Here is a 22,649-nt window from a genome sequence, read left to right on the forward strand (position 1 = left end):
CTCAATCCATGGCGTGGATATCGCGGTCCTTGGTTTCCGGCAGGAAGAGCATGCCGATGACCAGCGTGATGCCTGCAAAGATGATCGGGTACCAGAGGCCGTAATAGATGTCGCCCTTGGCCGCACTCATCGCGAATGCCATGGCCGGAAGCAGGCCGCCGAACCAGCCATTGCCGATATGGTAGGGCAGGGACATGCCCGAATACCGGATACGGGTCGGGAACAGTTCGACCAGCAGTGCGGCGATGGGGCCGTAGACCATGGTCACGTAGATGACGAGAACGGTCAGAACGGCGATCGTGCCGATCCAGTTGACCCGCTGCGGATCGGCGACCATCGAATAGGTACCGCCATTCGCCACCGTGTAGACCGGCATGGACGTCACGCCGGCGGCTTCCTCCGCCGTCAGCAGCTTGGCGGCCACCAGTTCGTCGGCCGTCATCGTTGCCGGCGCCGAGGCGCGTACCGTTGCCGGATCGAGCGAAAGCTCCGGATTGGCGGCGACGAAGCCGTCGAGCTTGCTTTCAGGCACCTTCGCCGCACCCCGCTGCAGCGGATAACCCGCATCGTGCAGCGCCATGTTGATACCCTTCTCGAACACCGAAGCCTTGGCTTTCGCATCCGCACCGGCAGCGACCGTATCGTAGCTCGGCACGGTCGCGTCGCCGATCTTGACGGCCGCAGCCTGGCCAGCAGGGCCGGGAACGATGTCGTAGGGTACGGAATTGCGGGTGAGGAACGCGGTTGCCACGTCGCAGGACGTCGTGAACTTCGCCGTGCCCGTGGGGTTGAACTGGAAGGTGCAGTCTGCCGGATCGGCGGTCACCGTCGCGCGGACGGTCGCCTGCGCTTCGGCGAGCGCCGGGTTTGCCGTCCAGGTCATGGCCTTGAACAGCGGGAAGTAGGTCAGCATGGCAAGCAGCAGCCCGGCCATGATGATCGGCTTGCGGCCGATCTTGTCGGAGAGCAGGCCGAAGATGACGAAGAAGCTCGTGCCGATCAGCAGCGAGATGGCGACCATGATATTGGCCGACTGACCATCCACCTTCAGGATGTTCTGCAGGAAGAACAGCGCATAGAACTGACCGCAATACCAGACGACGGCTTGGCCCATGGTTGCGCCGAACAGCGCGAGAATCCCGATCTTGGCGTTCTTCCACGTGCCGAAGGCTTCTTTGAGCGGTGCCTTCGAGGTCTTGCCTTCCGCCTTCATCTTCTTGAAGGCCGGTGACTCGTTCATCTTGAGGCGGATCCAGACGGACACGCCGAGAAGCACGACCGAAACCAGGAATGGAATGCGCCAGCCCCAGGCCGCAAAGGCTTCCTTGCCGAGCGCGAACTGGACGCCGAGAATGACGACGAGCGACAGGAACAGCCCGAGCGTCGCCGTCGTCTGGATCCATGACGTGAAGTAGCCGCGTCGGCCATGCGGCGCATGCTCGGCCACATAGGTGGCGGCCCCGCCATACTCGCCGCCGAGCGCCAGGCCCTGAAGCATGCGCAGGAGGATGAGGATGATCGGGGCGGCAATGCCGATGGTGGCTGCACCCGGCAGAATGCCGACGAGGAAGGTCGAGAGACCCATGATGAGGATGGTGACGAGGAAGGTGTATTTGCGCCCGACGAGATCGCCCAGCCGCCCGAAGACGAGGGCGCCGAAAGGCCGCACGAGGAAGCCGGCGGCAAAGGCGAGCAGCGCGAAGATGTTGCGCGTCGTCTCCGGATACTGGCTGAAGAAGGTTGCGCCGATATAAACGGCGAGCGAGCCGTAGAGATAGAAGTCATACCACTCGAACACGGTGCCGAGCGAGGATGCGAAGATGACCTTGCGCTCCTCCCCGGTCATCGGTGCGGCCTTCGTCCGGCCCACGGATGTCACATTTGCCATTCTCTCTGTCCTCCCAAAACTAAGGCGTGCATCCCTCCGATCCTCCTCGATCGGTTCAAGGGATGCACCGATGGGCAAGAATGGCAGATCGGGAGGGCATCGGGCAGCGATCCTTTCGGATTATGACTTTCGTCTAACAACAGGCCCGCTCCGACGGGTTTTGCCGTGTGAAGAACCTTGACTTTACCGGCAGAATGAATAAGAGAAGCAGCGGAAAGGGAAGGGTTCATGCTTCGTCAGATGTCCATCATCGACTGCGCAAACGGTCTTGCTTCGGCAGGAGCGCCTGAACCCATGTCCGCACTTTTCACAAACACGGCCAAAACGACGACGAAAACCGTCTGACGTCTCTGGCCCACCGCTCTCTCCCCGGCACGGCCGGGGACGCGAAGCCCGCGCCGAAGGCGATCCGGGTTTCTCCCCCAGCTTACGCGGAGAGAAGAGAAAGAGAGCAAGACAATGGGTTTCAAGATCGCCGTAGCAGGCGCCACCGGCAATGTCGGGCGCGAAATGCTCAACATCCTTTCCGAACGCGGCTTCCCGGCCGATGAGGTCGTGGCGCTGGCCTCGGCACGGTCGCACGGCACCGAAGTCTCCTTCGGCGACAAGACGCTGAAGGTCAAGAACCTCGAAAATTACGACTTCTCTGACACCGACATTTGCCTGATGTCGGCCGGCGGTGCCGTCTCGCTCAAGTATTCCCCGAAGATCGCCGCGCAGGGCTGCGTCGTCATCGATAATTCCTCGGCTTGGCGCTACGATCAGGACGTTCCGCTGATCGTTCCGGAAGTCAATCCCGACGCCATCACCCAGTTTACCAAGCGCAACATCATCGCCAACCCGAATTGCTCCACGGCGCAGCTCGTCGTCGCGCTGAAGCCGCTGCACGATTTCGCCAAGATCAAGCGTGTCGTCGTCTCGACCTACCAGTCCGTTTCGGGCGCCGGTAAGGACGGTATGGACGAGCTCTTCAACCAGACCCGCGCCGTCTTCGTGGCCGATCCGGTCGAAAGCAAGAAGTTCACCAAGCGCATCGCTTTCAACGTCATTCCGCACATCGATAGCTTCATGGAAGACGGCTACACGAAGGAAGAGTGGAAGGTTCTGGCCGAGACCAAGAAGATGCTCGATCCGAAGATCAAGGTCACTTGCACGGCCGTGCGCGTTCCCGTCTTCATCGGCCACTCGGAATCGGTCAACATCGAATTCGAAAACGAGATCACCGCCGATCAGGCCCGCGACATTCTGCGCGAAGCGCCCGGTTGCCTCGTTATCGACAAGCACGAAAATGGCGGGTACATGACGCCTTACGAAAGCGCCGGTGAAGACGCGACCTATATTTCACGCATTCGTGAAGATGCGACGGTCGAAAACGGCCTGAACATCTGGGTTGTGTCCGATAACTTACGCAAGGGTGCCGCACTCAACGCGATCCAGATCGCGGAACTGCTGGTCGCCCGCGGGCTGATCACGGCCAAGAAGCAGGCTGCCTGATCGGCAGCAAAGAGACGAGGGGACCCGCCGACCGGGACAGGGACGGCGGGTACTCGAACATTGAAGACGGACGGTGACGGACGGATTCACGTGAAACATCAAGGCGCTGCCTTTGCCAGACGGCAAGGTTGTCGGCCATCAGAAGCAGGGCTACGGGGTTTTTTATGCTGAAGAAGACGTTCGCACTGGCAGGTCTTGTACTGGCCGCCGCCCTCGCGCCGCAAGCGGCGTTTGCCACCAGCTGTGGCAACACGTCTGCCGGCTTCGACGCCTGGGTTCAGGACTTCAAGCAGGAAGCTTCCGGCCGCATCAGCCCCGCCGTGCTCGACCGCGCCTTTGCCAATGTGAAGTACAACACGGCCACGATCCGCGCCGACCGCGGCCAGAAGAGCTTCAAGCTCTCGCTCAGCGAATTCATGAAGAAGCGCGGTGGCGCGACCATCGTCTCGCGTGGGAAGAAGATGAAGGCCCAGAACGCGGCCCTCTTTGCGTCCATCGAACAGCGCTACGGCGTGCCGGCTGGCCCGCTGATCGCAATCTGGGGCATGGAAACCGGTTTCGGCAACTTCCTCGGCAAGGAGCACACGCTGTCTGCCGTTTCGACGCTTGCCTATGACTGCCGCCGTTCCGACTACTTCACCGACCAGCTCTACGCAGCTCTGACGCTCGTCCAGCGCGGCGATCTTGCGACGGATGCCCGCGGTGCGGCCCATGGCGAAATTGGCCAGACGCAGTTCCTTCCCGCAAACGTCGTGAAATACGGCGTCGACGGCGATGGCAACGGCCATGTCGACATGGTTCGCTCCAAGGCCGACGCCCTGGCCTCCACGGCCAACTTCCTGCGCGGCCATGGCTGGCGGGCAGGGGGTGGCTATCAGCCGGGTGAAGCCAATTTCGGCGCCATCCAGGGCTGGAACGCGGCCAGCGTCTACCAGCAGGCCATCGCCCAGATCGCAGCCGACATCGACGGCTGATCCTTTCGGATTTTGATATTAAAAAAGCCCCGGCGCGGATGCGTTCCGGGGCTTTTTCATGTTCATTGTCAAGAAAGGCTGCAACGGTTTGACCCGTGCAGCCTTTTTTGAAACGATAATTTGGCGTGTATCAGGTCCCAGGCCGGGAGAAATCACCCGACTTCGGATCCATCACCCACAGCTCCCCCGTCGAAATATCGAACCAGGCGCCATGCAGCTGCAGCTTGCCGCGCTGCTCGAGGATCTGAACGCAGGGGAATGTCCGCAGGTTGACGATGGAGTTGCGGATCGACACGTGCTCCATCGCCCGCTGCCGCTCCGCCGCCGTCATCATGTCATTGCCTGCGATCTGTTCGGCCGCCGGCTTCAGCATGTTCATCCATTTGCCGATGAAATCTCCGGGCGACAGAGGCTCGGCGCTGCTATCGAGCACCGCCTTGATACCGCCGCAGCGGCCATGGCCCATGACGACGATATCCTTGACACGCAGCGACTGGACCGCGAATTCCAGCGCTGCCGAGGTCGAATGATACTGTCCATCGGGCTCGTAGGGCGGAACCATGTTGGCGACGTTGCGCACCACGAAGAGTTCGCCCGGTCCGCTGTCGAAGATGGTTTCCGGCGCGGCGCGAGAGTCGCAACAGGCAACGATCAGCGTCTTCGGCTGCTGTCCGGTGTCCGCCAGCGTCTTGTAGCGAGCCTGCTGCTCGGTGAACCGGCCGTTCATGAATTTCTGGTAACCGCCCAGCAGGTGCTCGGGAAAATGATACATGTGCCTGTGCCCTTTTTGCTGCCTCGTGTTTAAGCGCCGAATGCCCGATGAGGCAAGAGTAACGCGGTCAGCTGGGTTAATTTGCGGCGCGCCGGGCACGACGCCAGCCCGCAAATCCCCGTATCAGCGCTTGCGCGTCTGCGACGGATGCATCAGATGCCGCATCTGCACCAGCGACATCGGCCCTGTCAGGCAATGCGCGTCCTGCTGCAGCGTCAGCTCGTCCGCGCCGCGCCGTGCCGAGCGGGCCACCATCTCGAACACGCTGGCGGTGGCAAGCTGCAGCGCCTTCTCCTCGCTCTGCCCCTCCAGCAGCCGTCCCAGAAACAGCGCGGCCATCAGGTCGCCCGTCCCGTTCGGCGGATTGTCCACCAGCCGGTGCTCGGCCAGCAGCGCATGATGTCCGGAGAGGTAGAGATTGCCCGTGCTGCCGTTCATCATGGCGATCGCCGACGTTACCAGCATGCGCGATGGCCCGAGCGCCAGGGCGGCATCCAGAATGGCCGCATTGCTGTCGAGCGCCGCATTCGAGAGCCAGGACAGTTCGAACCGGTTCGGCGTGGCGAGCCCCGCCAAAGGCAGCAGCCTGTCCCGGATGCCCGAGGCCACCGGTTCCGGCACATAGAGATCGCCCCGGTCGCCGATCACGGGATCGCAGGCATAGATGAGGTGAGGATTGCGCGCCTTCAGCGTCTCGACCAGCCGTGCCACCGCCTCGACCTGCTGCGCATTGCCAAGATAGCCAGACAACACGGCCCGAACCTCGCCCACCCAGGGGGACGCGGCAAGCTCGCCCAGCATCGCATCGAACGTATCCGGGTCGATCGCCATCCGCGTCGAGCGTCCATGGCCGGGATGCCAGGGCATGATGACCGTCGGCACGGCCCACACGGTAAAACCCAGCGTCTCCAGCGCAAAGACGGCGGCCCTATTGCCGACGGAGCCGCGCATGACGTGGCTGGAAATGACGATAACGGCACCGGCAGCGGTCTCGGACATGCAGCAGGTCTCTCTCTCGGGTTCTCCCGCCAGATCGCCTGACGGTCATGCCGCTGTCAACTGCGCATGGGAAGAGGAGCAGGTGCCTCGAGAGGACGAGATCACGTATCCGCTCTGCTCTACCCATCGTCTGCGGAGACCACGGCCGTGCTTTGGAAGAAACAGGCAGGCTTAGCGGTCGCAAATGCGAATTGTTCTGCTAGGTTCACGTAAAAATAACGGCTGGAGGACGAAACACCATGGGCACGCGACATCATCCGAAGAAAACCCGCTTGATCGGCGAGATCGAGCAGGCGGCAGAACGCCTCGGCCAGCCCTTCCTGTCGCCGGCCATCCTTTTCGGACGTGCGAGCCCTGACGATATCGCCGCCTATGATGCCGGCATGCTCGCCGCCGCCGCTGCGCACGCCTATAAGGAAGTGACCGCCCGCAAGAGAAACACATCCCGCGTCACCGTTACGGATCTGGAAAGCGTGAAGCCCGGCGGCGCGCCAGTCTCCGTTCTCTGCGTCACCGACCGCAACATGCCCTTCCTCTATGATTCCATCATGGGTGAGGTCACGAGCCGGCACCGTGATCTCTCGCTCGCCGTCCACCCGATCCTGGTGGTGTCCAAGGGCGCCGCGCCCGTGCTGTTCGATCCCGAGGAGGAGAGCGATCCGACGGATCGCGTCAGCCATATCCAGATCCACCTCAGCCACCTCGTGGCCGAGGAGGCGACGGCACTGGTGGGAGCGATCGAGACCGTGCTTGCGCAAGTGCATCAGGCCGTGGGCGACTGGGAACCGATGAAGACGCTTCTCGGCGAAGCCATGGGCGAACTGGAAGGGCAGACGGCAAGCGACCGCGACGCCGACCGCAAGGAGGCGCTCGCTTTCCTGAAATGGCTGCGCGACGACAACTTCACCTTCCTCGGCATGCGCGAATACAGCTATTCCGGCGATGGGCAGAAAGCGACGCTCGACCGCGGCACCGGCCACGGCCTCGGCATCCTTTCCGATCCGAACGTGCGCGTGCTGCGCCAGGGACACGACGCCGTCGTCACCACGCCGGAAATCCTCGCCTTCCTGCAGGGTCCGGATTTCCTGATCGTTACCAAGGCGAACACCAAGGCCCTCGTCCACCGCCGCGCCTATATGGATTACATCGGCATCAAGCGCTTCGACGCAAAGGGCAACGTGATCGGCGAACTGCGCGTCGTCGGCCTCTTCACCTCGACGGCCTATACGCGCTCGGCCTCCGACATTCCACTGCTGCGGCTGAAGGTGCGCCGCGTCATCGAGCATTTCGGCTTCGATCCGCACAGCCACTCCGGCAAGATGCTGATTAACACGCTGGAATCCTACCCGCGCGACGACCTGTTTCAGATCGATGTCGAAGAGCTGCAGGTGTTCTGCGAGCAGATCAACGAGCTCGCCGATCGCCCGCGCGTACGCGTCCTGCCGCGCATCGACCGCTTCGATCGCTTCGTCTCGATCATCGTCTACGTGCCGCGCGAACAATATGATTCCCGCGTGCGCGAGCGTATCGGCGATGTTTTCAAGGATGTCTACGAGGGCCGGGTTTCCGCCTATTACCCGGCCTTTCCGGCCGGCGGGCTCGCCCGCGTCCACTTCATCATCGGCCGTTCCGGCGGCACGACGCCGCGTGTCGCCCAGAGCACGCTGGAAGATGCCGTCCGCGAGATCGTCACGCGCTGGTCCGACCGTTTCCATCTGCTCGCCCGACGCGACGGTGTCTCGCTGAGCGTGAGCGAAGGCTATCAGGCGGCCTTCACCCCCGCTGAAGCCTATGCCGACCTGCCCGACATCGCGGCCGCGCAAACGGACGACCCGATTCGCATCGCCTTCTACGAGCGCCACCGACTGCAGGACACGCCATCGGAGACGGCCGGGGAGGACACGTCGAACGCCGATCGCCTCGAACTGAAGATCTTCCACGCCGACCGCGCCGTCTCGCTGTCCCAACGCGTGCCGCTGCTCGAAAATCTCGGCTTCCGCGTCATCAGCGAACAGACCCACGACCTCTCCGTTTCCGATACGAAGGGCGAGCGGCTGGTGGTCCTCCACGACATGGAGCTGATCCACCGTGACGGAAAGACGCTCGACGTCTCGTCCATGGGCCCACTGCTGGAAGAGGCCTTTCTCTCCGCCTGGACGGGCAAGATCGAGGATGACGCCTTCAACCGGCTGATCCTGCTGGCCGGCCTCAACGCACGCGACGTCACGGTTCTGCGTGCCTATGCGCGCTACCTCCGCCAGGCCGGCATTGCCTATTCGCAGGGACTGATCGCCGAGACGCTCAACAAATATCCCGCGATATCCGCCGATATCTTCCGCCTCTTCATCGCGCGAATGGATCCACGGACCGAAGAGAAGGCGCGAACGCGCGACGTCTCCAACCTCCAGACGAGCCTCGAAAACGCGCTGAACGCCGTTCCGAGCCTCGACGAGGACCGCATTCTCCGGCGCATGATGAACGCCGTGCTCTCGACGCTGCGCACCAACTATTTCCAGCGCGACGAAGCGGGCGAACCGCGTGTCATGCTGGCCTTCAAGTTCGATCCGAAGCTGCTCGACGGCCTGCCGGAGCCGCGGCCCTTCCGCGAGATCTTCGTCTATGGCGTCGAGGTCGAGGGCGTGCATCTGCGCTTCGGCAAGGTTGCCCGCGGTGGCCTTCGCTGGTCGGACCGGGCGCAGGATTATCGCACCGAGGTGCTGGGCCTGGTGAAAGCGCAGCAGGTCAAGAACGCCGTCATCGTGCCCGTCGGCGCCAAGGGCGGCTTCTTCCCGAAGCTGCTGCCGGCCGGGGGGCCACGCGACGAGATCTTCCGCGTCGGCACCGAGGCCTACAAGACCTATATTCGCACCATGCTGTCGATCACCGACAACATCGTCGATCAGGAGATTGTGCCGCCCGACAACACGCTGCGGCTGGATGGTGACGATCCCTACTTCGTGGTGGCGGCCGACAAGGGCACGGCCACATTCTCCGATACGGCCAACGGCCTCGCGCAGGACGCCGGCTTCTGGCTGGACGACGCCTTCGCCTCCGGCGGCTCGGCCGGCTACGACCACAAGAAGATGGGCATTACGGCACGCGGCGCTTGGGAAACGGTCAAGCGCCACTTCCGCGAGATGAACATCGACATTCAGACGACGCCGTTCAGCGTCGTCGGTGTCGGCGACATGTCCGGCGACGTGTTCGGCAATGGCATGCTGCTGTCGCGCCAGATCCGCCTCATCGGTGCCTTCGACCACCGCGACATCATCATCGATCCCGATCCCGATATCGCTGCATCCTTTGCCGAGCGCGAGCGTCTGTTCGCTTTGCCCCGCTCCAGCTGGCAGGATTACGACCGCTCCACGCTGTCGAAGGGCGGCATGATCATTCCGCGAACCGAAAAATCGGTGAAGCTGACCCCGGAAGCGGCGGCCGCTATCGGGCTAGAGAAGTCCCAGGCGACGCCCTTCGAGATCATGACGGCCATCCTGAAGACGCGCGTCGACCTGCTCTGGTTCGGCGGCATCGGCACCTATGTCCGCGGCCCGACCGAGAACGATGCCGATGTCGGCGACCGGGCCAACGACCCGATCCGCATCACGGCGGACGAGGTGGGCGCACGGGTCATCGGGGAGGGCGCCAATCTCGGCGTCACGCAGCGTGGCCGCATCGCCTTCGGCCTTGCCGGCGGCCGCTGCAACTCGGATGCCATCGACAATTCGGCTGGCGTCAATTCCTCCGACGTCGAGGTCAACATCAAGATCGCGCTGGCCTCCGCCATGCGCGATGGCCGCCTGACGCGCGCCAAGCGCAACACGCTGCTGTCATCGATGACCGACGAGGTCGCGTCTCTCGTCCTGCACAACAACTACCAGCAGTCCCTCGCGATATCGCTTACCGAAATGCAAGGCGCTGCCAACCGCACCTCGCTCGCCCGGCTGATGACGCGGCTGGAGGCGGAAGGGCTCTTGAACCGCAAGGTCGAGGTTCTGCCGAACGACAGTGCGCTCAGCGAGCGCTATCAGTCCGGTAAGGCCCTGACCCGGGCCGAAATTGGCGTGCTGCTCTCCTACGCCAAGATCGTGCTCTTCGACGAGATCATCGACAGTGATTTGCCCGACGATCCCTATTTCCACGAAACGCTGATCGGCTATTTCCCAGGCAAGATGCAGAAGGCGCATCAGGGCGACATCGAGACCCATCGCCTGCGCCGCGAGATCATCGCCACGCTGCTCTGCAACGACGTGATCAACCGTGGCGGCCCGGCCTTCATCTCGACCATGATCGACCAGACGGGCTTCCTGCCGGCCGATGTGGTGAAGGCCGCCGTGCTGACGCGCGATGGCTACGACCTGCCGCGCCTTTACCGTGCTATCGACGCGCTCGACAACGTGGTGCCCGGCACGGTGCAGAACGAGCTCTACCAGGATGTCGGCCGCATCTTCGCGATCGTCACAGAACGCACGCTGCGAACCCGGGCTATCACCGGGCCTCTGGGTCAGGCGATCGACAAGCTGCGCAAGGCGCTGGAGAAACTGACCACGGCCGCACACGGTGCCGTGCCGGAAGAGGCGGTGACGGAGATCGAAGCCCGCGCTGCTGCCCTTATCGAAAAGGGCGTTCCGGAAGCGTTGGCGCAGGATATCGCCCGCCTGTTCCTCATCACCCTCGTGCCGGAGATCATGCAGATCTCCTCGGTTGCGGGAACGTCGCTTGCCCGAACCGCACAGAGCTACTTCGCGGTGACGCAGAGCCTCAAGGTCGGCCGGCTGCTGGCCTCAGCCGAGCGCATCATCACCACCGACCCTTATGAGGCGATGGCACTTGCCCGCAGCACCAGCGATATCGCCGATGCCCGCCGCGCCATCACCATCGCCGCTCTCACGCAGCGCAAAGGCGAGAAGGAGCCCGTGCTCGCCTGGCAGGAAGGCGACGCCGACCGCTTCAACCGCGTCGTGACGCAGCTGGCGCAGATGACGGAGAAGGGTGAGACGACGCTTGCCAAGATCACCGTCGCAGCAGGCCTGCTGAGCGATCTGGCCGAAGACAGGGCCCGGTGATGGCGGAGACGGTGGAGGGGGCACCAGCGCCGGCAAGCCGAGACCGGGCAAGTCGAGGGCAAACCCGCCGCGCGGGCCTTTGGGGCTGGATGCTGTTCGATCTGGCAGCGCAGCCCTTCTTCACCGTCGTCATCACCTTCATCTTCGGCCCCTATTTCGTCTCCCGCCTGACGGACGATCCGGCAGCGGGCCAGGCGATGTGGGGCTATACGCTCACCGTCTCCGGCCTCGTCATCGCGGTGATGTCGCCGATCCTCGGATCTCTGGCGGACGCCACGGGCGCGCGAAAGCCTTGGATCGCCGGTTTAGCGGTCGTCAAGATCGCCGCCTTGTCGGCGCTCTGGTTCGCGGTTCCGGGGTCCCCGCTGATCCTGCCCTTCGTCTGCATCGTGCTGGCATCGATCGCGGCCGAGTTTTCCATCGTCTTCAACGACAGTATGATGCCGCGGCTGGTGCCGCCGGAGGACACCGGCCGGATCTCCAACATCGCCTGGGGCATCGGCTATCTCGGCGGCATGATCGTCCTGATCGCCGTCGTGGCGCTTCTCGCCGGTAGTCCCGAAACGGGCGTCACGGCGCTCGGCATCGCCCCGCTCTTCGGCCTCGACCCCGCAACCGGTGCCGATGCGCGTATCACCGGACCGCTGGCCGCCGCCTGGTACGCGCTCTTTATCCTGCCGATGTTCCTGTTCACGCCGGATGCACCGAAGACCACGATATCAGCGAGCCGGGCGATCGCAGAGGGCCTTGCGGACCTGAAAAGCGCGATCCTCGGCCTCCGCCAGCGGCGCGGCATCCTCAAATTCCTGATCGCCCGGATGATCTTCCAGGACGGCGTCAACGCTTTGGTTGTTCTCGGGGGAACGTTTGCGGCGGGCATGTTCGCCTGGCGGACGCTGGAACTCGGCCTCTACGGCATCATCCTCAACGTCGTGGCGATCGGCGGGTGCCTGGTGGCGAGCCGCCTCGACACGGCACTGGGCTCGAAGACCATCGTCGTTCTCAGCCTGCTGAGCCTGATCGTCGCCACCATCGGCATTGTCTCGACAGGGCCCGGCTTTACGCTGTTCGGCCTCGTGCAACTCTCGACCGCCGATAGCAACGGCCTGTTCGGCACGGCGGCGGAGAAAGCCTATATCCTCTTCGGCCTCTTGGTCGGCATCGCCTTCGGGCCGGTGCAGGCCTCCGCCCGCTCCTACCTTGCCCGCAGCGTCGCACCGGAGGAGGCCGGCCGCTATTTCGGCCTCTACGCGCTGTCGGGTCGCGCAACCTCTTTCCTGGCGCCCGCCAGCGTCGCGACCCTGACGCTGGCCACCGGTTCCGCACGGGTCGGAATGATGGCGCTGATCGCGTTCCTCGTCATCGGGCTCCTGATCCTCCTGACGACGCCCTATCCGGCCGACAAGGGCGACCGGATAGGATAGGGTTTTTCGGCCTGTTACGGCTTAATGCCGGAAATGGCGCATGCCGGTGAAGACCATGGCGACGCCCGCCTCATCGGCCGCGGCGATCACTTCCTCGTCGCGCATCGAGCCGCCCGGCTGAATGACAGCGGTCGCACCGGCCGCAACGGCGGACAGAAGACCATCGGCAAACGGCAGGAAGGCTTCGGACGCCACCGCCGAGCCGATCGTCAGGGGCTTGTCGAGCCCCAGAGCCCGCGCGGCCTCCTCGGCCTTGATGGCGGCGATGCGAACCGAGTCGACACGGCTCATCTGCCCGGCACCGATGCCTACCGTCTGGCCATCCTTGGCATAGACGACGGCGTTCGACTTCACGTGCTTTGCGACCTTGAAGGCGAACTTCATGTCGATGAGTTCCTGCGCCGTCGGTGCGCGACGGGTGACGACCTTGAGGTCGAGATCCTCGACCATGCCGTTGTCGCGCGTCTGCACCAGAAGACCGCCGGCCACCGTCTTGGCCGACAGGCCGGGCAGGCGCGGGTCGGGCAGGGCGCCGGTGACGAGCAGCCGGAGATTGGCCTTGCGGGCGATGATCGCCTTCGCCTCGTCGCTGACGGACGGCGCGATGATGACTTCGGTGAACAGCTTGACGATCTCTTCCGCCGTCGCACCGTCCAATTCCTGGTTCAGCGCAATGATGCCGCCGAAGGCCGAGGTGCTGTCGCAGGCCAGGGCGCGCCGATAGGCATCCACGAGCGTCGTCGCCGTCGCCACGCCGCAGGGGTTGGCGTGCTTGATGATGGCGCAGGCAGGCGCCGTTTCCGGCGGAAACTCGGCCACCAGTTCGAAGGCGGCATCCGTGTCGTTGATGTTGTTGTAGGAAAGCTGCTTGCCCTGCAGCAGCTTTGCTGTGGCCACGCCGGGGCGGTTCTCGCCGGTGACGTAGAAGGCCGCCTTCTGATGCGGGTTCTCGCCGTAGCGCATTTCTTCTTTCAGCACGCCGCCGATCGCGCGATGCCGCGGCATCGGCGTGTCCAGCACCTCGGCAAACCAGCCCGAGATCGCCGTGTCGTAGGCCGCCGTCCGCGCATAGGCCTTGGCAGCCATCTGGCGCCGGAAGGCGAATGTCGTCGCGGCATCGTCGCCGAGCTGCGCGATCAGCGTGTCGTAGTCGGAAGGGTCGGTGATGACGGTGACATAGGCGTGGTTCTTCGCGGCCGCACGGATCATGGCCGGGCCGCCGATATCGATATTCTCGACCGTCGTCGGATAATCTCCGCCCTTGGCGCGCACGTCCTCGAACGGATAGAGGTTGATGACCGCGAGATCGATCGCGGCGATCCCATGGGTCTCCATGGCCGCGACGTGTTCGGCATCGTCGCGGATCGCGAGCAAACCGCCATGGACGCCGGGATGCAGCGTTTTCACCCGGCCGTCCATGACCTCGGGAAAGCCCGTCAGCTCGGACACGTCGCGCACCGGCAGGCCGGCTTCCGACAATGTCTTGTGCGTACCGCCGGTCGAGACGAGCGCCACGCCCTTTTCATGCAGAGCACGGGCAAGCTCGACGATGCCGTTCTTGTCGGACACGGAGAGAAGGGCCGTGCGCAGGGCAACGCGGTCGGGGGCGGGAATGTTCTTGGAGGCAACGGCCATGACAGGCTCCTAGCAAGGAAGACGGGGCGAGGAAGGGAGGTGAGGACAGGCAGGCAAGCCGGAGGGCCACGCGAAAGCCCGGCCGGCCGGATGCCGCTGCCGTTAGCACAGCTAGGGCAGGGAAGGAACCGCACCGGCCTACAGCCCACGGCCATTTCACCCGAATCCTTGAGGCTTCCCCTTGCTTTCGGACAAAGACGTCACGGTCGCCGGGAAAGAATCCACTGGATTTCAGGCTGCTCTCCGGCAGAAAAACCGATCGTCAGCATCTGGGCCTTCCGCAGGCCCGAAGGGTCGGCAAAGAAGATATCCTCCTCCACCACGATCGCACCATCGCGGCAGGTCAGCACCCAGCTGTCGCCGTCCGGTGCGACCAGCTTGACCTCATGCGCATCCGCCTGTCGCAGGCTGATGGCAGGGTGAATATGGAAGCGCGCAACTGCGCTCGCCGTATGGGCGGGATCTGGATCCCCACCTTCTTCCGTCACCAGCCGGTCGCGACCGCGCAAGGTCGTGCCCGTGGCATTGAGGCTCAGATCCCGCTCATGCATCAGATTGAAGGCACCGGCATAGCCGTTGTGGCGCGCGACTACGCTGTCGCCGCCTTCACTGGGCGAATGCGTCACCGAGACCTCCGTCACGCCGCCGGTGATGATCGGCCCCAGAAAGCGCGAGGTCGAAAGCCGGGCAGACGAGCGATCCTCGACTGTAACCGTGGAATGCGCCGCGGTGACCCGGGCCATCTGGCGAAACCGCTCGCCGGCAAAGCGCGGCGCGCCGGAATTGATGATGAACCGATGACGGCCCGAAGACAGCTCGAACGAAAGACACCCGGCATGCGCCTCTCGCGAGAGGGCAGCCGAGAGTGGACAGCCTGTGTCCATGATGACAACGACATCTTTTGCCGCCAGCCGCTCGTACTGGCTGTCCGGCAGACCTTTGAACGGCTGACCGGCCGTCTCGTCGTAGCGCAGCACCGACATCAGTTCGTTTGCCTGCGCGGACGTCGCACCATTGAACAGCGCCAGCTCGCCGCCCTGATGGCGAAAGAAGCGCAGAGCTGGAAACATGCGGTCGATGGATGGGATCAGCTTTACCGGAACGTCGTGACCGAGATTGACATAGGTCTGGCGCAGCGGCAGCAGGTCGAGAAGGAGATCGAGCGCGACGCGCGGATTGCGCGAGGCATGGCCGCCATCGGGAAGGATCTGGCGATCGAGTTCGTCGTCGAGATGGCGCGCAGCCCGGCGGATAGCGGAACCCGAGGCGGGCATGGAGACCGTCGCGAAGGCGATGGCGATCCGGACCTGAAGCCGTCCCTCGCCATCCGGCACCGCATTGGCGACATGCCGGAGGTAGCGCACATGCACCGCGAGGCTCTTCAGAAACCGACGATAGAACACATGATCCGCCTGCTTCAGGATCACCGGGGAATGGGAGAGCCAGGCGATCAAGCGCTGTGCCGCGACATCCGGCTCCCACGCAATGCCCTTGATGCCACGACCATGTGTGGCCAGCCAGCGGCTGACGAGCTGGCGTGCGCGGGAAAGATCGTCTTCCTCCGTCAGCGCCCTGATGTGACGCGCCCAGCTGAACGTGTGCAGCCGGATCGCGAATTCACGGGAGGGAAGATCCACTTCGAACGGTGATTCGCCATCCGTTTCCAGAATGCGTCCGGCAAGCGGAAAGCGCCCGGCAACGATTTCACTGGCGACATGGGGGTCGATGACCCTGAGGTCCGTCGGCGCAACGATCAGCCGGTCGGGCGTCGTGCCGGAGAAGCGGATGAACGACATGCGACCGAGCACGAGGCGGCGCGACAGGCGCCACCAGGCTTCCCGAATGGTGAGAGAGATCAGCCGTCGACTGTCCGACATCCGCATGAATGAAATGAAGCCCCACCCCATTCCGACGACACGCCGGAATGTTCACGATCGATAACACAGTGACGTGTTTCCCTGGTCAGCACCAGTGGATGACCGAGGGAACGTGAGCGGTCAAGGTATGGAAACTCTTTCCTTACAACGATCTACGCAGGACTGTGGCATAAAAGCCGTCCAGCCCGCCGGCAAATCCCGGCTGCGGCGCCAGCATGGCAGGCGTCGTGCGCAGCTCCCCGAGGGGCGTAATGGCATCCTCCAGACCCGGAAAAGCATGGGGATCGACCGGAACACGCTCGCATCCGCCGTTTGCAACGACACGCGCGACCACCGCTTCACCCTCGGCCGGGTCGAGCGAGCAGTTGGAAAAGACCACGAGGCCACCGGGCTTGACGACCGTCAGGGCATGACGCAGCAGTCGCTCCTGCAGGCCCGCAAGCTTGGTGATGTCCTCCGGACCCTTGGTGTAGGGGACATCCGGATGGCGGCGGATCGTGCCGGTCGAGGAACAGGGCGCATCGAGCAGCGCGGCATCGAACAGCGTCTCCGGCCGAAAGTCCGCCATGTTGCATTCCAGCGTTTCGGCTGTCAGGCCGAGCCGTTCGAGATTGCCGTTCAGTCGCTTCAGCCGGCTGGCGGACTGGTCGAGCGCCGTCACCTCAGCCCCCGCATCGATCAGCTGCGCCGTCTTGCCCCCGGGAGCCGCACAGAGATCTACGACCCGCTGGCCGCGGATGTCGCCGAAAAGTCGCGCCGGCAGCGAGGCTGCAGCATCCTGCACCCACCATTCGCCATCATCGAACCCTTCGAGCGCAGAGACCGCACCCTGGAAAGATGCGAGGCGAACGCTGCCGGTCGGAAGCACGATGCCTCCGAGGCGCTGCGCCCAGCCGTCCGGATCGGACTTCACCGTGATGTCGATGGCCGCCGGCTCTAGAAGCGCATCCGCGATGCGCTGGGCATGATCCTGCCCATAGGTGGAGACGAGCCTTGCCATGTACCAGTCCGGAAGGGATGGGGTCGTTTCGGCAGCGATTCGAAGCAGTTCGTCCTTCTCGCGCGACAACCGGCGCAGGACCGCATTGGTCAGGCTCGCAAAGCGCCGATTGCGTGGATCGGCATTGGCCTGCTCCACAGCAAGGTCCACGGCCGAGTGATCGGGAATATCGAGATAGACGATCTGCGTTGCTGCGACGACGAGCTGGTGATGCAAGGCCCGCGCACCGTCCGGCAGAGGCGTCTTCAGAAGCTGGTCGAGCATGGCCTCGATGCGGGGAAGATGCCGCAATGCCGTGTGGAGAATAGCTTTGACGAGCGTCCGATCGATATCGGACAGCTGACGGTAAGCCGGGTTACCACCGATCGGATCAAGCATGCCGTCCAGCGAGATCTTCTTCTCGATCACCGCACCGAGAAGCTTGGCTGCCGCCTGCCGCGCAACGAGGCCGGACTTCTGAGGCCCCGGAGCTGGCTTTGGAGATCGTTGCGTTGCCGAATCGTTCTTTGTCTTCGTCATCAAGACCACGGGCCCTTTGGAGGTTCGGAGCGATCACGCCCCCAACCTGTACTGGGCACGGAACGCGTCTTTCGCGTCGCCGTAGCAGGCTGCGCCGCGCGCGTCGAGGGCCGCGAAAAGCTGGCGGCCATGTCTTCGAGAGCCGCAATACGGTTTTCCGTCGCGGGATGGGTCGAAAACAGGTTGTCCATCCGCTCGCCGGAGAGCGGGTTAATGATGAACATATGCGCTGTCGCCGGATTGCGCTCCGCCGTAGCGTTCGGCACTTGGTGCGCGGCACCTGCAATCTTGCGAAGCGCCGAGGCAAGAGCCAGAGGCTGCCCGCAGATTTCGGCACCGCGTCGATCCGCCGAATATTCCCGCGTCCGGCTCACTGCCATCTGCACCATCATGGCGACAAATGGCGCAATAATCATCGCAGCCAGCGTTCCGATGAAACCGAGCGGATTGTTGTTCTCGCGATTGCCGCCGAAGAAGAAGGCAAAGTTTCCGAGCATGGAAATGGCACCCGCCAGTGTCGCCGTCAGTGTCATCGTCAGCGTGTCCCGGTTCTGCACATGGGCCAGCTCATGCGCCATCACGCCTGCCACTTCATCGTAAGTCAGCGCCTGCAAGAGCCCGGTGGAGGCGGCCACGGCGGCATTTTGCGGATTGCGCCCCGTTGCGAAAGCGTTCGGCTGCGGATTGTTGATCACGTAAACCCGCGGCATGGGCAGGCCGGCATTGGCCGCAAGGTCCCGGACGATGCCGTAATATTCGGGCGCGCTGCGCTCATCGACTTCCTGCGCATCATACATGCGCAGCACAAGCCGGTCCGAATTCCAATAGGAGAAGAAGTTCATGGCAATGGCGATGAGGAGGGCGATCATCATGCCACCCCGACCGCCGATCAAAAGGCCAATGCCCATGAACAGCGCCGTCATGAAGGCCAGAAGCATGGCCGTGCGAATGAGGTTCATGCGCGTCTCCGAAAGCAATAGGTGCATTTTCGGCGGCGTTTCACGTGAATCATCGTGGGATTGCCGCGTTTCCCCCTATATGATGGGGCGCAGATGCCACGGATTCAACGGCGTAGTGAGGTCACACAATGCTGAACGACAATGACAACAACCAGGAAACACCGGGCAAGGTTCTCTCGCCGGCGGCACGCCGCGCCCTTGAGGAGGCGGCCGCGCGCCGTGAAGCAAGCGCAGCACTGGAACTGCCGACGGAAATCGGCGGTCGCGGCGGCGCGGAGCCCGTGCGTTTCGGAGACTGGGAAATCAACGGTCGCGCGATCGATTTCTGATCGAGACGCTAAGCAGAGACCGGCAGACACTACTGCCTGCCGGTCTTTTCAATTATTTCTTGTTCTGGCGGTTGGCGACGAGATCGTCCACGACACCGGGATCTGCCAGCGTCGAGATATCGCCGAGCGCGCCGAAGTCATCTTCGGCGATCTTGCGAAGAATGCGCCGCATGATCTTGCCCGAGCGGGTTTTCGGCAGACCCGGCGCGAACTGGATCTTGTCCGGCGACGCGATCGGTCCGATCTCGTTGCGGACGTGTGCGACAAGCGCCTTGCGCAGATCGTCCGATCCCTCCCGGCCCGACATCAGCGTCACGTAGCAGTAGATGCCCTGACCCTTGATATCGTGCGGGTAACCGACGACGGCTGCTTCCGATACCGCATCATGACTGACGAGTGCGGACTCGACCTCGGCCGTACCCATGCGATGTCCCGAGACGTTGAGGACGTCATCGACACGTCCCGTGATCCAGTAATAGCCGTCCGCATCGCGCTTGCAGCCGTCACCCGTGAAATACTTACCCTTATAGGTTGAAAAATACGTCTGGATGAAGCGCTCGTGATCGCCATAGACGGTTCGCATCTGACCCGGCCAGCTATCTGCAATACAGAGATTGCCGTCCGCGGCACCCTCAAGCACGTTACCCTCGTTATCAACAAGCTCCGGCCGGATGCCGAAGAAGGGCAGGGTTGCCGAACCCGGCTTCAGCGCCGTGGCACCCGGAAGCGGCGTGATCATGTGACCGCCTGTTTCCGTCTGCCACCAGGTATCGACGACCGGGCAACGACCGTCGCCCACCACGTCATGATACCACTGCCAGGCTTCCGGATTGATGGGCTCGCCGACCGTACCGAGGATCCGCAAGCTCTTGCGGGAGGATCGCGTCACATAGGCATCGCCGGCGCCCATCAGCGAGCGGATCGCCGTCGGCGCCGTGTAAAAGATGTTCACCTGATGCTTGTCGATGATTTCCCAAAACCGGCCCTGGTCGGGATGGTTCGGCACACCTTCGAACATCAGAGTCGTCGCACCGTTCGCAAGCGGCCCGTAAACGATGTAGGAATGACCCGTCACCCAGCCGACATCCGCCGTGCACCAGTAGATATCACCGGGGTGGTAATCGAACACATATTCGTGGCTCATCGCGACGTAAACGATATAGCCCCCCGTCGTGTGCAGCACGCCCTTCGGCTTTCCAGTCGAACCTGAGGTGTAAAGGATGAACAGCGGGTCTTCCGCATTCATCGGCACGGGTTCGCACGCGGTGTCGGCGGCCTGGGTTGCCGTGTGGTACCAGACATCGCGGCCATCCGCCCAGGTGATCTTGCCGCCCGTCCGGCGTACGACGAGGACGGTCTTCACGTCGATGCCGTTTTTTGCGGCGATCTCAACCGCCTTGTCCGTATTGTCCTTCAGCGGGATCGGCTTGCCGCCGCGCATGCCCTCGTCACAGGTGACGATAAAGGTGGAGGCACAGTCCACCAGCCGTCCGGCGAGCGCATCGGGAGAAAATCCCCCGAAGACGACGGAATGGACGGCGCCGATGCGGGCGCAGGCGAGCATCGCATAGGCGGCTTCCGGGATCATCGGCATATAGATCGTCACGCGATCGCCCTTGCCGACGCCCTGCGCCTTCATGACGTTCGCCAGCCGGCAGACATGCTGGTGCAGCTCGCGATAGGTGATCTTCTTGTCGATATAGGGGTTGTCACCCTCGAAGATGATCGCGACCTGATCGCCTCGTGTCTCCAGATGCCGATCGATGCAGTTGAAGGAGACGTTGGTCTGCCCGTCCTCGAACCATTTGATCGAGACATCGCCGGTAAACGAGGTGTTCTTGACCTTGGTATAAGGCTTCGACCAGTCGATCCGCTTGCCGTGCTCACCCCAGAACGCATCCGGGTTTTCGACGCTCTCGCGATACCACGTGTCATAGGTCGCCTGGTCCACGAGGGCGCGTGCCTGCGTTTCCTCCGAGACGGGGTAGGTCTTGTCGGACATGGTCTTCTCTCTCCCTGCTGTCGTGCTTGCGCATCCTCACGGCGCTTTTCACGGGATACATATCAGGTGCAGAGCCGGCGGCAATGAGACGAAAGTCAGGACGTCGAGAAGAATTGCAATTCTGCGACAAGAGGGGTATAGAAGCGCCCTATTCCCGGAAATCAGTGGTATTCCACGGCCCGCGACACCGGCGCGGCGGACAGAAGGACTATATCTATGGCTCAACAATTGCTGATGCCGAAAGCCACGGCGGTCTGGCTTGTCGATAATACCGCCCTGTCGTTCGAGCAGATCGCCACGTTCTGCAAGCTGCATCCTCTGGAAGTTAAGGCGATCGCCGATGGCGAATCAGCCCAGGGCATCAAGGGCCTTGATCCCATCGCCACCGGGCAGCTGTCGCGCGATGAAATTGTCCGCGCCGAAGGCAATCCGAACCACAAGCTGAAGATTTCCGAGCCGAAGGTTCGCGTCCCCGAGTCCAAGCGCAAGGGCCCGCGCTACACCCCGGTCTCCAAGCGCCAGGACCGCCCCAACGCCATTCTGTGGCTGGTTCGCAACCATCCCGAACTCAAGGACGCCCAGATCTCGCGTCTCGTCGGCACGACCAAGTCGACGATCGAGCAGATCCGCGAGCGCACGCACTGGAACTCGGCCAACCTGACGGCGAGCGACCCGGTTACGCTCGGCCTCTGCAGCCAGATTGATCTCGACCTTGAAGTCGAACGCGCCTCCAAGGGCCGCCCGCTGCCGACAGCCGCCGATCTCGGCGCCACGCTGGAACCGGCGCAGGAAACCCAACGCTTCAGCTATGGCTATGAGCGCGAGGAAGAGAAGGAAATGGACGCAGACGCCGTTTTCGCAAAGCTGAAGTCGCTGAAGTCCGCAACGCCGGACGAGGAAGAAGAGAAATACTGATCCGCAGAAGCGTCCTTGCGGCATTCATCGAAAACCCGGCCATACGCCGGGTTTTTTGTGACCTCAGGTTTCACGATTCTCAAGCAGGGTGAACAGCGGCCTCGCGCAGACCGAAGATCGCCGACCCCACGCGAACGCTGGTCGCCCCGAAGGCGATGGCGACATCGAAATCGCCCGACATGCCCATCGACAGCTTCTCGACCCCATTCTCTGCGGCAAGTTTTGCCAGCAGCGCGAAATGCGGGCCCGGATTCTCGTCCGCCGGCGGAATGCACATCAGCCCTTCCACGGGTAGGTTCAGCGTATCCCGGCACATCGTCACGAAAGCTGCCGTCTCTTCCGGCGCGATGCCCGCCTTCTGCGGCTCGAGCCCGGTGTTCACCTGCACATAGATCCGGACCGGCTTGCCCTGCCGTGCGATCTCCGCTGCTACGGCGCGGGCGATCTTCTCCCGGTCGATGGTCTCGATGACGTCGAACAGTGCAACGGCGTCGGCCGCCTTGTTGGACTGGAGCGGGCCGATCAGATGCAACGTGATATCCGGCGTCTCCGCCTTCAGCTCGGGCCACTTGCCCTGCGACTCCTGCACCCGGTTTTCGCCGAACACGCGCTGCCCGGCCGTAATCACGGGACGGATGGCGTCTGCATCGAAGGTCTTCGATACCGCAACCAGCGCCACGGAGCCGCGCGCGCGCGCAGCACCATCCTCCGCCACGTGGATGCGCGACAGCACCTCGTTCCACTGGTCCACTCGGGTCATAGGCAAGGTCTCCCTGGCAGTCATGTGGCTTGAAGCGCC

General features: G+C 63.2%; 15 protein-coding genes. 6 read left to right on the forward strand and 9 right to left on the reverse strand.

Annotated features, from left to right (window positions below; all coding sequences use genetic code 11):
• Position 1: 1 nt before the first annotated feature.
• Entirely contained in the window at positions 2 to 1,888 is a 1,887-nt protein-coding gene (locus C8J33_RS15645; RefSeq protein WP_132448800.1) for an MFS transporter, read from the reverse strand.
• A 459-nt stretch (positions 1,889 to 2,347) separates the two neighbouring features.
• Here C8J33_RS15645 and C8J33_RS15655 point away from each other — a divergent pair, with 459 nt between their 5' ends.
• Together C8J33_RS15655 and C8J33_RS15660 are read left to right on the forward strand one after the other, a co-directional pair.
• The gene (locus C8J33_RS15655; RefSeq protein WP_110801123.1) at positions 2,348 to 3,382 is read left to right on the forward strand and encodes an aspartate-semialdehyde dehydrogenase; all 1,035 of its coding nucleotides are present in this window, start codon (positions 2,348 to 2,350) and stop codon (positions 3,380 to 3,382) included.
• A 164-nt stretch (positions 3,383 to 3,546) separates the two neighbouring features.
• A complete protein-coding gene (locus C8J33_RS15660; RefSeq protein ID WP_132664858.1) occupies positions 3,547 to 4,356 on the forward strand; it encodes a lytic murein transglycosylase in 810 nt (269 codons plus the stop codon).
• A gap of 130 nt (positions 4,357 to 4,486) precedes the next feature.
• Here the strand turns inward: C8J33_RS15660 and C8J33_RS15665 are convergent, their stop codons facing one another.
• Positions 4,487 to 5,128 (reverse strand): carbonic anhydrase, encoded by a 642-nt coding sequence (locus C8J33_RS15665; protein WP_092931054.1) that lies wholly within the window; start codon positions 5,126 to 5,128, stop codon positions 4,487 to 4,489.
• Positions 5,129 to 5,251: 123 nt separating this feature from the next.
• Positions 5,252 to 6,127, reverse strand: coding sequence for a pyridoxal kinase PdxY (gene pdxY / locus C8J33_RS15670; protein WP_132664859.1), 876 nt, complete (start codon positions 6,125 to 6,127; stop codon positions 5,252 to 5,254).
• A gap of 239 nt (positions 6,128 to 6,366) precedes the next feature.
• On the opposite strand from pdxY, the gene C8J33_RS15675 reads away from it, so the two are divergent.
• Positions 6,367 to 11,190, forward strand: a complete 4,824-nt coding sequence (locus C8J33_RS15675) for an NAD-glutamate dehydrogenase (protein ID WP_132664860.1) — start codon at positions 6,367 to 6,369, stop codon at positions 11,188 to 11,190.
• Complete coding sequence (locus C8J33_RS15680) at positions 11,190 to 12,614, forward strand: MFS transporter (RefSeq protein WP_132664861.1); 1,425 nt, start codon at positions 11,190 to 11,192, stop codon at positions 12,612 to 12,614. Before C8J33_RS15675 ends, C8J33_RS15680 begins: the two co-directional genes overlap by 1 nt.
• Before the next feature lie 21 nt (positions 12,615 to 12,635).
• Here C8J33_RS15680 and purH read toward each other — a convergent pair whose 3' ends face one another.
• The 4 genes from purH to htpX all read right to left on the reverse strand — a co-directional run bounded on the left by purH (position 12,636) and on the right by htpX (position 18,604).
• On the reverse strand, positions 12,636 to 14,249 hold the full coding sequence (gene purH, locus C8J33_RS15685; RefSeq protein WP_132664862.1) for a bifunctional phosphoribosylaminoimidazolecarboxamide formyltransferase/IMP cyclohydrolase: 1,614 nt from the start codon (positions 14,247 to 14,249) through the stop codon (positions 12,636 to 12,638).
• Between the two features lie 200 nt (positions 14,250 to 14,449).
• Positions 14,450 to 16,132: a heparinase II/III domain-containing protein gene (locus C8J33_RS15690; RefSeq protein WP_132664863.1), complete on the reverse strand. Its 1,683-nt coding sequence runs from the start codon at positions 16,130 to 16,132 to the stop codon at positions 14,450 to 14,452.
• A 136-nt stretch (positions 16,133 to 16,268) separates the two neighbouring features.
• The gene (locus C8J33_RS15695) at positions 16,269 to 17,648 is read right to left on the reverse strand and encodes an RsmB/NOP family class I SAM-dependent RNA methyltransferase (protein WP_422038367.1); all 1,380 of its coding nucleotides are present in this window, start codon (positions 17,646 to 17,648) and stop codon (positions 16,269 to 16,271) included.
• Positions 17,645 to 18,604 (reverse strand): zinc metalloprotease HtpX, encoded by a 960-nt coding sequence (gene htpX, locus C8J33_RS15700; protein ID WP_132664865.1) that lies wholly within the window; start codon positions 18,602 to 18,604, stop codon positions 17,645 to 17,647. The genes C8J33_RS15695 and htpX overlap by 4 nt, the downstream gene beginning before the upstream one ends.
• Positions 18,605 to 18,732: 128 nt before the next feature.
• Here htpX and C8J33_RS15705 point away from each other — a divergent pair, with 128 nt between their 5' ends.
• Positions 18,733 to 18,933 (forward strand): DUF1674 domain-containing protein, encoded by a 201-nt coding sequence (locus tag C8J33_RS15705; RefSeq protein WP_110730363.1) that lies wholly within the window; start codon positions 18,733 to 18,735, stop codon positions 18,931 to 18,933.
• Positions 18,934 to 18,985: 52 nt separating this feature from the next.
• Here C8J33_RS15705 and acs read toward each other — a convergent pair whose 3' ends face one another.
• The gene (acs, locus tag C8J33_RS15710) at positions 18,986 to 20,935 is read right to left on the reverse strand and encodes an acetate--CoA ligase (protein ID WP_132664866.1); all 1,950 of its coding nucleotides are present in this window, start codon (positions 20,933 to 20,935) and stop codon (positions 18,986 to 18,988) included.
• A gap of 216 nt (positions 20,936 to 21,151) precedes the next feature.
• Here acs and C8J33_RS15715 point away from each other — a divergent pair, with 216 nt between their 5' ends.
• Positions 21,152 to 21,850, forward strand: coding sequence for a DUF1013 domain-containing protein (locus tag C8J33_RS15715; RefSeq protein WP_110801132.1), 699 nt, complete (start codon positions 21,152 to 21,154; stop codon positions 21,848 to 21,850).
• 79 nt (positions 21,851 to 21,929) lie between these two features.
• Here the strand turns inward: C8J33_RS15715 and C8J33_RS15720 are convergent, their stop codons facing one another.
• Complete coding sequence (locus C8J33_RS15720; protein WP_132664867.1) at positions 21,930 to 22,610, reverse strand: YggS family pyridoxal phosphate-dependent enzyme; 681 nt, start codon at positions 22,608 to 22,610, stop codon at positions 21,930 to 21,932.
• Between the last annotated feature and the right edge of the window lie 39 nt (positions 22,611 to 22,649).

The organism is Rhizobium sp. PP-CC-3G-465 (assembly GCF_004343445.1).
Taxonomy (GTDB): Bacteria; Pseudomonadota; Alphaproteobacteria; order Rhizobiales; family Rhizobiaceae; genus Ferranicluibacter; species Ferranicluibacter rubi.

What these genes read in the sequence shown, in the direction of transcription:
- pdxY (WP_132664859.1), bottom strand. Translation starts at nt 6,127, where the DNA reads ATGTCCGAGACCGCTGCCGGTGCCGTTATCGTCATTTCCAGCCACGTC.
- C8J33_RS15705 (WP_110730363.1), top strand. Translation starts at nt 18,733, where the DNA reads ATGCTGAACGACAATGACAACAACCAGGAAACACCGGGCAAGGTTCTC.
- C8J33_RS15690 (WP_132664863.1), bottom strand. Translation starts at nt 16,132, where the DNA reads ATGCGGATGTCGGACAGTCGACGGCTGATCTCTCTCACCATTCGGGAA.
- C8J33_RS15665 (WP_092931054.1), bottom strand. Translation starts at nt 5,128, where the DNA reads ATGTATCATTTTCCCGAGCACCTGCTGGGCGGTTACCAGAAATTCATG.
- C8J33_RS15660 (WP_132664858.1), top strand. Translation starts at nt 3,547, where the DNA reads ATGCTGAAGAAGACGTTCGCACTGGCAGGTCTTGTACTGGCCGCCGCC.
- acs (WP_132664866.1), bottom strand. Translation starts at nt 20,935, where the DNA reads ATGTCCGACAAGACCTACCCCGTCTCGGAGGAAACGCAGGCACGCGCC.
- htpX (WP_132664865.1), bottom strand. Translation starts at nt 18,604, where the DNA reads ATGAACCTCATTCGCACGGCCATGCTTCTGGCCTTCATGACGGCGCTG.
- C8J33_RS15680 (WP_132664861.1), top strand. Translation starts at nt 11,190, where the DNA reads ATGGCGGAGACGGTGGAGGGGGCACCAGCGCCGGCAAGCCGAGACCGG.
- C8J33_RS15675 (WP_132664860.1), top strand. Translation starts at nt 6,367, where the DNA reads ATGGGCACGCGACATCATCCGAAGAAAACCCGCTTGATCGGCGAGATC.
- C8J33_RS15645 (WP_132448800.1), bottom strand. Translation starts at nt 1,888, where the DNA reads ATGGCAAATGTGACATCCGTGGGCCGGACGAAGGCCGCACCGATGACC.
- C8J33_RS15715 (WP_110801132.1), top strand. Translation starts at nt 21,152, where the DNA reads ATGGCTCAACAATTGCTGATGCCGAAAGCCACGGCGGTCTGGCTTGTC.
- purH (WP_132664862.1), bottom strand. Translation starts at nt 14,249, where the DNA reads ATGGCCGTTGCCTCCAAGAACATTCCCGCCCCCGACCGCGTTGCCCTG.
- C8J33_RS15720 (WP_132664867.1), bottom strand. Translation starts at nt 22,610, where the DNA reads ATGACCCGAGTGGACCAGTGGAACGAGGTGCTGTCGCGCATCCACGTG.
- C8J33_RS15655 (WP_110801123.1), top strand. Translation starts at nt 2,348, where the DNA reads ATGGGTTTCAAGATCGCCGTAGCAGGCGCCACCGGCAATGTCGGGCGC.